At 69.6% G+C, this 10,838-nt stretch carries 14 protein-coding genes; 5 read left to right on the top strand and 9 right to left on the bottom strand.

Features of this window, described 5'->3' with window-relative positions; genetic code table 11:
* Window positions 1-541 precede the first annotated feature (541 nt).
* The 7 genes from ESO86_RS19705 to ESO86_RS01090 all read right to left on the bottom strand — a co-directional run bounded on the left by ESO86_RS19705 (window position 542) and on the right by ESO86_RS01090 (window position 4,328).
* Window positions 542-910 carry an ATP-binding cassette domain-containing protein gene (locus tag ESO86_RS19705; RefSeq protein WP_207206965.1) on the bottom strand — a complete coding sequence of 123 codons (369 nt, stop codon included), beginning with the start codon at window positions 908-910 and terminating at the stop codon, window positions 542-544.
* Window positions 907-1,077 (bottom strand): ATP-binding cassette domain-containing protein, encoded by a 171-nt coding sequence (locus ESO86_RS20115; RefSeq protein ID WP_340638825.1) that lies wholly within the window; start codon window positions 1,075-1,077, stop codon window positions 907-909. Before ESO86_RS20115 ends, ESO86_RS19705 begins: the two co-directional genes overlap by 4 nt.
* Before the next feature lie 179 nt (window positions 1,078-1,256).
* Window positions 1,257-1,418 carry a hypothetical protein gene (locus ESO86_RS18490; RefSeq protein WP_165307193.1) on the bottom strand — a complete coding sequence of 54 codons (162 nt, stop codon included), beginning with the start codon at window positions 1,416-1,418 and terminating at the stop codon, window positions 1,257-1,259.
* Between the two features lie 173 nt (window positions 1,419-1,591).
* Window positions 1,592-2,194 carry a hypothetical protein gene (locus ESO86_RS01080; protein WP_129233052.1) on the bottom strand — a complete coding sequence of 201 codons (603 nt, stop codon included), beginning with the start codon at window positions 2,192-2,194 and terminating at the stop codon, window positions 1,592-1,594.
* 9 nt (window positions 2,195-2,203) lie between these two features.
* Window positions 2,204-2,974: a hypothetical protein gene (locus ESO86_RS01085; protein ID WP_129233053.1), complete on the bottom strand. Its 771-nt coding sequence runs from the start codon at window positions 2,972-2,974 to the stop codon at window positions 2,204-2,206.
* A gap of 90 nt (window positions 2,975-3,064) precedes the next feature.
* Window positions 3,065-3,205 (bottom strand): hypothetical protein, encoded by a 141-nt coding sequence (locus ESO86_RS18495; protein ID WP_165307195.1) that lies wholly within the window; start codon window positions 3,203-3,205, stop codon window positions 3,065-3,067.
* 106 nt (window positions 3,206-3,311) lie between these two features.
* On the bottom strand, window positions 3,312-4,328 hold the full coding sequence (locus ESO86_RS01090; RefSeq protein ID WP_129233054.1) for a LacI family DNA-binding transcriptional regulator: 1,017 nt from the start codon (window positions 4,326-4,328) through the stop codon (window positions 3,312-3,314).
* 204 nt (window positions 4,329-4,532) lie between these two features.
* Here ESO86_RS01090 and ESO86_RS01095 point away from each other — a divergent pair, with 204 nt between their 5' ends.
* Together ESO86_RS01095 and ESO86_RS01100 are read left to right on the top strand one after the other, a co-directional pair.
* Window positions 4,533-5,468 (top strand): dihydrodipicolinate synthase family protein, encoded by a 936-nt coding sequence (locus ESO86_RS01095; RefSeq protein ID WP_129233055.1) that lies wholly within the window; start codon window positions 4,533-4,535, stop codon window positions 5,466-5,468.
* Between the two features lie 150 nt (window positions 5,469-5,618).
* The gene (locus ESO86_RS01100; protein ID WP_129233056.1) at window positions 5,619-6,929 is read left to right on the top strand and encodes an Nramp family divalent metal transporter; all 1,311 of its coding nucleotides are present in this window, start codon (window positions 5,619-5,621) and stop codon (window positions 6,927-6,929) included.
* A 366-nt stretch (window positions 6,930-7,295) separates the two neighbouring features.
* On the opposite strand, the gene ESO86_RS01105 is transcribed toward ESO86_RS01100, so the two are convergent.
* Complete coding sequence (locus ESO86_RS01105) at window positions 7,296-7,790, bottom strand: hypothetical protein (protein WP_129233057.1); 495 nt, start codon at window positions 7,788-7,790, stop codon at window positions 7,296-7,298.
* Between the two features lie 223 nt (window positions 7,791-8,013).
* On the opposite strand from ESO86_RS01105, the gene ESO86_RS01110 reads away from it, so the two are divergent.
* Entirely contained in the window at window positions 8,014-8,298 is a 285-nt protein-coding gene (locus ESO86_RS01110; protein WP_129233058.1) for a helix-turn-helix domain-containing protein, read from the top strand.
* The gene (locus ESO86_RS01115) at window positions 8,291-9,529 is read left to right on the top strand and encodes a HipA domain-containing protein (RefSeq protein WP_129233059.1); all 1,239 of its coding nucleotides are present in this window, start codon (window positions 8,291-8,293) and stop codon (window positions 9,527-9,529) included. The genes ESO86_RS01110 and ESO86_RS01115 overlap by 8 nt, the downstream gene beginning before the upstream one ends.
* Window positions 9,530-9,770: 241 nt before the next feature.
* Here ESO86_RS01115 and ESO86_RS01120 read toward each other — a convergent pair whose 3' ends face one another.
* Entirely contained in the window at window positions 9,771-10,124 is a 354-nt protein-coding gene (locus ESO86_RS01120; protein WP_129233060.1) for a SpoIIAA family protein, read from the bottom strand.
* A 119-nt stretch (window positions 10,125-10,243) separates the two neighbouring features.
* Between ESO86_RS01120 and ESO86_RS01125 the strand changes: the two genes are divergently transcribed.
* On the top strand, window positions 10,244-10,588 hold the full coding sequence (locus ESO86_RS01125) for a hypothetical protein (protein ID WP_207206967.1): 345 nt from the start codon (window positions 10,244-10,246) through the stop codon (window positions 10,586-10,588).
* Window positions 10,589-10,838: the final 250 nt, after the last annotated feature.

Raw genomic sequence — 10,838 nt, forward strand, 5'->3', positions numbered from 1 at the left:
ACGCACCCGTGAGCGGGAAGGCTGAGCCTGGTGAGCGCGGTCGAGGTTGCTCGAGACCATGGAGCTTTTGCGCCGCGGGCACGGGGCGTTCGCGCGGCCGTGTTCGCCGTGCTGGCCGAGGAGTCGATGCACGGTTACTAGGATCGCCCGAACGGAGCGGCAGCGCCTGAAGGCCGAGCGCCTGATCGGTCTACCCGACTCGGGGCCGCTCGCCGACGAGGGCTCGTCAGCGCCGAGGAAATCTAACGGGCGCAGGACGTGCTCGGTCACCGAGGTAGGCCGGACCGAGACCGCGACAGCCACTGACAGCTCTCCGTGGCTCATCCCAAGGGGCATCCGCAACCATGACACCCAGTGCCACCGCGGGACGGCCGCATCGCGCACGCCGAGCAGGCTTCCTGAGGCACTGCGCACGCGAGACTCCCATCCAGGTCGGAAGCCCCCGCTCCTAAATCTCGCGAGAGCCGTCCCTGCGGCATCGCCGTCCGTGATTTCGTCACGGTCGTCGGTGGCATCGTGCACCGGTGTTACTGGCACCTGGTCAGAGCGCCCCCGTCGCCGCCGTCTCCCGCACCCGCGGCCCGCCGTCGAACACGAGCAGCCGGTCGGCGAGCTTGTCGACGAAGAAGCGGTCGTGCGAGACCACGATCACCGCGCCCGGGAAGTGCGTGAGCGCCCGCTCCATCACCTGGGTCGAGGTGATGTCGAGGTGGTTGGTGGGCTCGTCGAGCACGATCACCGCCGCGCCGGAGAGCAGGCACTGGGCGATCGCGACGCGCGCGCGCTGGCCGCCGGAGAGGGTGCCGATCTTCTGCTGCAGGTCGGCCTCCGAGAACTGCAGCATCGACAGGAACCGGTTCACGCTCTTCTTCGTCGCCGTGAACGCCAGCGAATCCGGGTAGGCGTTCACCGCGTGGCCGACGGTGTCGTCGAGATCCAGTTCGGCTTAGACCCGGTTGTCCGAGACGAACCTGACGCCCTTCGCCCAACGCACCGTTCCGGCTCCGCTTCGATCTCGCCGGTCAGCACGTCGAGCAGCGTCGACTTGCCCGACCCGTTCGAGCCGAGCACCGCCACCCGGTCGCCGCGCTGCAGGTCGAACGAGAGCCCCTCGAACAACGGCGTGCCGTTGAAGCCCTTCGCCGGGCCGGGTCGATCGGGCGAGGCACCTGTCCCTTCTGACGTGCGCGGGCCGGCACGCGAAGGTGTTCGTCAGCCGAAGATGCGTCGCGCGGAGGATGTGCGCCTGATGGCAGTCATCTCTGCGCTGCAGCCGGCGTGCGGCGGAGCGAGCTCGCGCGCGTGACGCCGAGCCACACTCGGGCCCAGTAGCCGAGGCCCGTCGCGAGAGGGTGGCCCGTGAGGCGCAGTCCGCCGACCAGCGCCTGAGCAACTACGGCAGCGAACACGATCGCCATGGCGGGAATCGTTGCCCCGCCCGGCCCCCATGCGGCATACCCGACGCCAACCCCGAGCACGACGGCGATCGCGACCGACGGCAGACGTTGCGGGCGCGGCAGGTATGCGTAAGCCTGGAGGGTTCCGACGCTGAGGCCGAACGCGACGGCCAAGACTAGGGCAAGCACGGGGTTCAGGCTATCCGGCCAGGCGAACGGACACGGCGACCGGCGGCCGGGATCGCATCGATCACGGCCTGACGTTCGGCGCCCCGGGCGTATCCACGCGCAAGTTCGGGTGAGGGGTCGATCCAGGCGGCCTCTGCGAACGCCTCAATGACCGCAGCCTGGTTCCGGATGGCCTTCCAATGGGCGAGCGTTCCGTAGTAGACGCCGGCGCGGCGGCGGCCTGCATCATCTGTCCACGCGAGCGCGAGCACGTTGAACAGGCTCCCACTGCCGTCGGCGTTCCAGTCGTTGATCCAGCTGCTCCACGCCTGACGAGAGCACTGCAGATCTCGGTGCACCGAGACCGTCGTCGTCCGGAACCAGCTGCGAATGCGAACATCCTCCGGGCCGAACCAGACGCCGAGCAGCGGAAGCCGCAACCACAGCACGCACCCGACCGCGGTGAGCGCGAACACGAACGGCTTGGCGGCGTCATCCGCGGCGGTCTGAACGTAGGCAGGATTGGGCGCGAATTCGCCGACGAACACCGACGCGATCAGCAATGTGAGCCACGGGTACCCGATGAGCCAGCGCGCGGCGCCCCCGGAACCCCGCAACCTGACGCGCACGGGACCACTCTATGGTGAGTGCCGTGAGTGGCCGCGGTCAGCGCCACGCTGCTCGCCGCCGCCTCCCGCTGCCCTGGTCGTACTGTCGAGTTTCCGTGAATCGGCTCGCAGCGCGGAGACCCGCAGCGCCTCCCGGAGCCCGGCAGCGTACTGATCGATGATCTCGCGGCTCTCGGTGCCCCAGTAGCGGCGGGTGGAGCGCATGGGCATCAGCGAGATCCGCTGACTGCGCGCGGTGCCCAGTACGAGGTCGATGGCGGTCGCATCGCCGAGCGGGAAGACGATCGTCCCGATCTCGACCGAGCGGATCGACCCACTCGGAAGGGAGAAGACGGGGCGCCAACCCCACCCGGCTCGTAGCTCGATCCCGTCGGCGTCGGCGGCGAGCAACGCGTGGCCTTGCCGCGGCACGTACGCCCTGCGTTGGCCGAGGCCCGTCATCGCCTCATCCACCTGCGCCGGTAACTGCTTCGTGAGGACGACCGGCATGATGAAGCACCCCGACGAACGATCCTCTGCGAATCGGATCCGGGCGTCGTACTGCCATTCGAACCACGCCGCGATCGCTGCCCCGATAACGAGGAGAAATCCGCCGACGAATCCGAGCGGCGGACCCAGCGACTCGGAATCGAGGTCGTCGAACATCACGTCCAGCGACCACACCATCACGGCGATACCGATGCCGGCTGCGACCGCTCGAACCGCCCAAGTGGTACGACCGGATCGATGCCGCGCATGCGCGCGGATGTCACTCGAAGAAGGAGCGGAGTCGTCGGGCACGCGATCACGGTATCCGACCACGAAGCGGGTGCGCGCGACATCCGCTACCGGGCCCCGGCTGTGGCCCACCGCTCAGCGGCACAAGCACGATCACGCCCGCGCCGGAGAGCAGGGGCGCTGGGCGATCGCGACGCGACCGCGCTTCGAACCCGGGTACGCGTTCACCGCGTGGCCGACGGTGTCGTCGCGACCCAGCTCGGCGTCGACCCGGTTGTGCGAGACGAACCCCACGCCCTTCGCCAAACGGACGGTTCCGGCATCCGCTTCGGTCTCACCGGTCAGCCCGTCGAGCAGGGTCGATTTGCCCGACCCGATTGAGCCGAGCGCCGCCTCGACCTCAGCGCCCCGGCGCCGCCGTCGACGCCCGCGGGATGAGGGTCGGCAGCGCCATCCGGATCCCGCGCTCGCCCTCCTCCGGCGACAGCAGCAGCTGCAGCGCCGTCGAGGCGATCTGCTCGAAGGGCGTGCGCACCGAGGAGAGCGCCACCGGCAGGCGTGAGACGAGGGGGATGTCGTTGTAGCCGACGATCGAGAGGTCGGATCCGATGCGGAGGCCGAGGCCGCTCGCCGCGGTGAGCACGCCCATCGCGAGGTTGTCGTTCGCGGCGAAGACCGCCGTAGAGCGGTCGGGGCGGTCGAGCAGGCGCGTGCCCGCCTCGATGCCGTCGTCGACGCCGTAGCCGACCGAGAGCATGCGGGCGTCGTCGACCTCGATGCCGGCCTCGCGGAGGGCGCGCTCCGCGCCGGCGCGGCGGTCGCGGGCGCTCGAGGTGAACCAGGGTCCGGTCACCATCCCGATGTCGCGGTGCCCGAGGTCGATCAGGTGGCGGGTCGCGAGGTATCCCCCGGTCTCGTCGTCGCCGAGCGACGAGGGGCTGATGCGGTCGGTGCGGAGCACCAGGACGTGGGGGATGTCGCGGGCGCGCAGCGACGCCGGGAGCTCGTCGTCGAGGCGGGCGGTCGCGAGGATCACGCCGTCGACGTTGCGATCGAGGAGGGTCTCGGTGGCGCGGCGCTCGTGGTCGGGTTCGTCGCCGCAGGTCGCCACGACGGCGAAGTAGCCGCGTCGGCCGGCGGCCTCCTCGATCGCCTGGAACATGAGCGCCATCACGGTGTCGGTCAGGCGCGGCACGAGCACGCCGATCGTGCCCGTGGCGCCGCGCCGCAGGTTCGCGGCGAACATGTTGCGGCGGTACCCGAGCTCCTCCGCGACCCGGCGCACGCGCTGCGCCGTCTCACTGCGGGAGGCCGGCGTGCGGTCGTCGAGGATGCGGCTGACCGTCGAGATGCTCACGCCGGATGCCTGCGCGACATCCTTCAGCGTGACCGGCCCACCGGCGTGCGTGCGCTCCACCTTCAACCTCCTGCCACCGCGAGTCTACGGGCGGGCGACCGGCGGGATCGGGCGCCATGCGACGGCGCGCGCCACGCGGCATCCGGAATCGGGTGTTGACAGTCGCTCACGTCATGAAGCATACTTGCAAACGTTCCCGCAAACGTTCCCGGTATCGTTTCCACACTGCGGGTCTCGACGAAGAGAAAGACAAGGAGTCGGACGATGGCACTCGACCTTCGCGGACTGAACCCCGCACCCGTGACCCCGTTCACCACCGACGGCGACATCGACTTCGCCGCCATCCAGCGCCTGGGCTCGTGGCTCGGCTCGATCGACGGCGTGAAGAGCCTCGTCGTGCTCGGCCACGCGGGTGAGGGCACCTTCCTGACGGTCGACGAGCAGCTCGACGTGATCCGCGCGTTCGTCGACGCGACCGAGGGCCGCGTGCCCGTCATCGCCGGCATCACGGGCGAGGGCAACAAGGTCGCCGCGCTCGAGGCCGAGCGCGCGAAGGCCGCCGGCGCCTCCGCCGGCCTGGTCTACCCCTCGCACGGCTGGCTGCGCTTCGGCTACCAGCAGGGCGCCCCCCAGAGCCGCTACCGCGAGATCTACGAGACCAGCGGCCTGCCGTCGATCCTGTTCCAGTACCCCGACAACACCAAGGCCACCTACGACCTCGACACGCAGCTCGAGATCGCCGGCCAGGAGGGCGTGTTCGCGACCAAGAACGGCGTCCGCAACATGCGCCGTTGGTACACCGAGATCCCGGCCCTGCGCGCCGCGTACCCCGAGCTGCAGATCCTCTCGTGCCACGACGAGTACCTGCTGCCGACCATGTTCGACGTCGACGGCCTGCTCGTCGGCTACGGCAACATCGCCCCCGAGGCGCTCATCGAGCTCATCGAGGCCGGCAAGGCGCAGGACTACCCGCGCGCCCACGCCATCCACGAGCGACTGCTGCCCGTCACGAAGAACGTGTACCACCGCGGCTCGCACATGGAGGGCACCGTCGCCCTCAAGTGGGGCCTCGTGCACCGCGGCATCCTCGACCACGCCACGGTGCGCACCCCGCTGCTGCCGCTGCCGGATGGCGCGGACGCCGAGATCGCGGCGGCGTTCGCGTCGGCCGGCCTCCAGAAGGTCGGCGTCACCGTCTGATCACTGCGGCGGGGGTCGGCGACATCCGGCCCCCGCCCACCCCCACCGATCCCGGCCGACGAGGCGTAGGATCGTCGCCGTCGAAGTGCGGCAACCGAGTCAATGACGACTGCGCGGCCAGGCGCCGCACTCCGAAGAAGGAGGCTCGCCATGAGTGAGCGAACCAAGACCCGTCACACCACCACGACCCCGGGCACCGGGTACGGCCGCGTCTCGACCGAGTCGATGCGCGCCATCGTCGAATCGAGCGGCCGGCGCCGATCGTTCTGGCAGCAGCTCGCCCTGATCGGCCCCGCGTTCGTCGCCGGCGCCTGGCAGTTCGGGCCGGGCAACCTCACCACCGCCGTGCAGGCCGGAAGCGGCTACCAGTACACGCTGATCTGGGTCGTCGTCGTGTCGACGGTCCTCATGATCTTCCTCACCGACATGAGCGTGCGGCTCGGCATCAAGTCGCCCGTGTCGCTCATCTCGTCGATCAAGGACCAGCTCGGCACGCCCGTCGGCGTGCTCGCCGGCATCGGCGTGTTCCTCATCACGCTCATGTTCTCCGTCGGCAACGCGGTCGGCGCGGGGCTCGGCCTCTCGATGATGCTCGGCGGCGCCCCGATCATGTGGACCGTGATCTGCACGGTCGGCGTCGCCGCGCTCCTGCTCTTCCGCAACGTCTACCGCGTCATCGAGAAGGTGCTCGTCGTCGCCGTCGCCGCCATGTCGGTCGCGTTCATCCTCAGCGCGTTCATCGCCAACCCCGACTGGGTCGAGGCGGCGTCGGGCCTCATCCCGACCGCGCCCGACGGCGCCTGGCTGCTGATCGTCGCGCTCGTCGGCACCAACTTCAGCGTCAACGCCGCCTTCTACACCTCGTACGGCACGAAGGAACGCGGCCGCACCGAGGAGCAGTACCGCGACGTCACGATCGTCGACACCATCCCCGGCATCGTCGCCCCCGGCATCATGACCTCGCTCGTGATCGTCGTCGCCGCCGCCGTGCTCGGCTCCACCGGCGAGGCCGCGGCGACCATCGTCGCCCTCGGCGGGATCTTCGAGCCGCTCGCCGGCCCGATCGGATCCACGCTCTTCGCGCTCGGGTTCTTCGGGGCCGCGTTCTCGTCGATGATCGCCAACGCGACCGCAGGCGGCACCATGCTCTCCGACGGGCTCGGCCGCGGGGCCTCGTCCGGCTCGCGGACCGCGAAGATCGTGAGCGCCGCCATCCTCGCCTTCGGCGTCACCGTCGCCCTCGTCTTCCAGCAGGCGCCGGTGCAGCTCATCGTGATCGCCCAGGCGCTCACCGTGCTCGTCGCGCCGCTGCTCGCCGTCCTCATCATCGTGATGGCCAACCGGCGTTCGCTGATGGGCGAGATGCGGAACCGGTGGTGGCAGAACGTGCTCGGCGTCGTCGGGCTGGTGTCGGTGGTGGCGCTGTCGGTGCGGCTGGTGCTGAGCCTGGCCGGCGGGTAATCGCGGGCGGATGTCGCCGCAGGGCGACCGGGGGTGACCCCCGGTCGCCCTGTTGCGTGCGCCGACGGCGCGGGCGGGGCGGCGGGTCCGGATCCAGCAGCCGCGGCATCCCGGCGAGTGGCGCTGTCCTGAGGCTTGGCGCCACTCGTCGCACCCATCTCAATGCTGCCCGACGGGCTTGGTTTCAAGGCCTCCCCCGGGCGCACACGACGGAAGCCCTCCTCGATGAGAAGGGCTTCCGTGCAGATGAGAAGCGGTCGAATAGTCCCGTCGCGTTGCCACCTAACGGCTCGTCTCGGTACCGATCGTCCGAGACGACGCGGCGGCGATCGCCCCGGACATCCGCTTCGCCGTCACCACACCACGTCAACGCGTAGACCGAAACTCGCTGATCACACGATCGAGGTGTGGGTCGAGAGTGGCCGAACGCGCAATCCGCCATTCTTCAGTCGCCCACTTCCGACTCATTGCGATTCGGGTCAGCGCGATGAGCGCAGAGTCGAATTGTTTGACGGCATCGACCAGTTCCTCGCTGTCCCTCAACCGGATTGACGCCAGGTCGCGGTTGAACGAATCACCGTGCAATCCGAACAGCGTCTCGAACTCCGTGCGCTTCAGGCGATTCGGCGCATGGGCGACCCGACCGAGACCGAGGACCAACGCATGGGATGAGCTCAGCAAGCTCGAGAATCGTTCCTCGCGATCCCTGGCCTGCGTATGGCTCCGCTGCAGCGAGCTCCCGACGAACACGGCAATGACCGAGAATACGGATGTGACGACGACTCCTGCGAGAGTCGCCAGCACGGCGTATCCAGTCAGATCGGGCGATTCCGATGCGAGTTCCATCAATACGAACCCCATTCCCCAAGATCATGTGGCCCTAGCGTCATGCGACGGTGGATGTCCGCCCAGTCTTCACATCCCGCCACGCGTTCCGCCAGACTCGGTACGCGATTCCCCTGGGAGCGCGCGGAAACCCCACGAAGCAGATACCTTCTGAGTACGAAAACGTAGTCGGGCGCGTTGACTACGAAAACGTAGTTGCCTACAATGACTACGAATTCGTAGTGAAGGGAGCCCGCCCATGAGCTACCGCGGCCGCGTCCCCAACGCCGAGACCCTCGGACTGATGCTGCAGCAGGGCCGACTGGCGCGTGGCCTGAGCCAGCGCGAACTCGCCGCCGAGCTCGGGCTCACGCAGCGCTGGGTCTCCGAGATGGAGGCCGGCAAGCCCGGCAAACTCACCGAGCGGCTGTTCGCGATGCTCGAGGCGACGGGCGTACGGCTCCACGCCGAGCTCGACGAGCCGAACCTCGACGCCGCCGACCGCGATCACGCGCGCGAAATCGAGGAGCCGGGCGATGCCTGAGCTGACCGTCGAGCTCTACGGCCGGGCGATCGGCCGTCTGGTCGGTGCCGACTGGCGACGGTTCGACTTCGAGGCATCCGGCGCTGCGATCGAACGGTTCGGGCTGGGCAGCACGGTGCTCTCGACGTCCGTGCCGTTGGTACCGATCGCGAGTCGGTCGCATGTCGCCCGCCGACGGAACTTCTTCGCCGAGTTACTCCCCGAGGGCGACCTGCTCGCCGACCTCGCCGCGCAGGCGCGGCTGCCCGAGTACGACGTACTCGGCCTGCTCGCCCACTACGGCCGCGATGTCGCCGGAGCCCTGCAGATCCACGACCCCACCGCCCCGGGCGAGCCACGCACGCCGTACACCAGCCCGATCGACGCTGCCGGCATCGCTCGCCTGCTCCAGAGCCCCGCCGCGCTCCCCCTCGGCAACGACCGCGCCACCGGCAAGACGTCCCTGAACGGCGTGCAGCCGAAGGTCGTGCTCGCGCGCATCGACGACGGATGGCACCGGGTGCACGACGGCTTCCCGTCGACGCACATCCTCAAGCCCGAGGTCGCGCGGTACCCGACGTTGATCTTCGACGAGGAGTACGGCGCACGCATCGCCCGAGCGCTCGGTCTCATCGAATACGACACGTGGATCGAGGAGTTCGGCGACGTCCGCGCGCTCGTCATCGAACGCTACGACCGGGCAGCGGATGCCCCGACCGGGCGCGTGCACCAGGAGGACCTGTGCCAAGCGCTCGGCATCCCGCGGACGCAGAAGTACCAGGAGCAGGGCGGGGCCGCGTCGCTCGACCGGTTCCACGCGCTCGTGCGCGCTCAAGCCGGACGGGACTCGGTCGAGCGACTCGTGCGGATGGTCGTGCTCGCCGTCGCGATCGGCAACGTCGACCTGCACGCCAAGAACCTCGCGCTGTTGCATCCGTTCGACGCGCCGACGACCCTTGCACCCGCCTACGACACCGTGCCGCTGCGGCACCAGCCCAACGACGGGCGGATGGCGTTCGCCGTGAACGGCGTGTACCGGCACGCCGACCTCACCCTCGACGACCTCGAGGCGCAACTCGGGTCGTGTTCACCCGAGGCAGGCGGGCTGGTGCGGCCGACGCTCGAGCGGATCGCCGAGGTCGTCGAGGTGGAGAGACCCCATCCGTCGGCCTTCGCGGGGCTGCGGCGCGACCTCGGCGTATTCGTGGCCAATCTGCTCGCCGGCCAGGCTGCGGGGTCGTCAGCGGGCTGAGTCAGGAGCGTGCCCACCTCCCGAGCATGCCCCACTGCGTCGGGCCGGTGTCGGAGCGCGCTTCAATGGGGAGCAGCCGTATCCCCGCGGTCACCTGTATCTTCGCCCCAGTTCGAAGCAGCACCTCCGCCGCCCGGGTCGTGTCCGCCCCCGGAACCCGGGTTCGCGTTCCCCGCTGAACCGAGATGCTCCACGCTGCGACTGCTTCTTTCTCCGGGCGGCCGTCGGTCGCTCTGCTGCGTCAGCTCCGGAGCCAGGCCCAGGCGGCATCCTGGTCTTCGAAGTACGCCGCCTCCTGCGCATAGAACGGGGTCGCGAGGTGGGCGAGCCACTCCTCCCACTTCTTGTTGCCGACGAGCGCCATGCGCGCGACCTTCTCGTGGAACTGGTGACCGAAGTGCAGGTCGGCACCCCACGCGCCGACCTTCTCCCACGTGAAGTCGGTGACGTCGAGCAGCAGCTTCACCGTGCCGTGCTCCGCGACCGCGGCCTCCACCGCGGGCGTCATCACGTCGTAGTCGGCCTTCGTCACCTCGCCGGACACGACGAACCCGAGGGTGTCACCGGTGCTGCGGTCGGACTTCGTGATCGTCATCGGGGAGCTCCGTTCTGTCGGCTTCGCTGCCCAGCCTTGCGTGCTGGAGCGTCGGCGTCGAGGGGGCGTTGGGTCCTGGGAGCCGCCCCCACTACGGTGGTGCCACCGAGAGGACCCGAATGCCCCGCCGAATCATCCGTCACGAGTTCGACCTCGCCGTCGAGCCCGACCTCATCGCCGACCACCTCGTCGAACCCCGCAATTACCTCGGCCTGTCGCCGCTCATCGTCGAGGTGCGCGACATCGCCGACGTCGACGGCATGACGCAGTACACCGCGGTCGAGCGCTTCCCGTTGCCGTTCGGGCGGCACCTCGACAACCACATCCGGGTGACGTTGCGCCGCGAGGACGTCGAGCCGGCCGGGCTCACCGTCGGCGGCGACGTGCGCAGCCCCGGCTGGGTGCGCATGCGCTACCGCTTCGACATCACCGCCAGCGGCGCCGGCTCGCACGTCGTCGACTAGCTCGATCTGCGGGCGCCGTTCGGACTCATGCGCTTCGCGGCGGGCCAGGCGCGCAGCGTGCAGCTGGCGCGTGCGGTGATCCTCGAAGCTCGGCTGAGCGGCGCCGCAGAGATCGGTTGAGCTGGGCGCACCTCAGGCGGCGTCGCGACCCGCCGCCCCGACCCGCACCGCATCCAGCACCGCCTGCAGCGCGGGCGAGTCCGCTTGGCTGCGGCGATGCACGGCCGCGACGCCGCGCACCGACGCCGGC

The sequence above is a fragment of the Agromyces binzhouensis genome (genome assembly GCF_004135055.1).
GTDB classification, from domain to species: Bacteria; Actinomycetota; Actinomycetes; order Actinomycetales; family Microbacteriaceae; genus Agromyces; species Agromyces binzhouensis.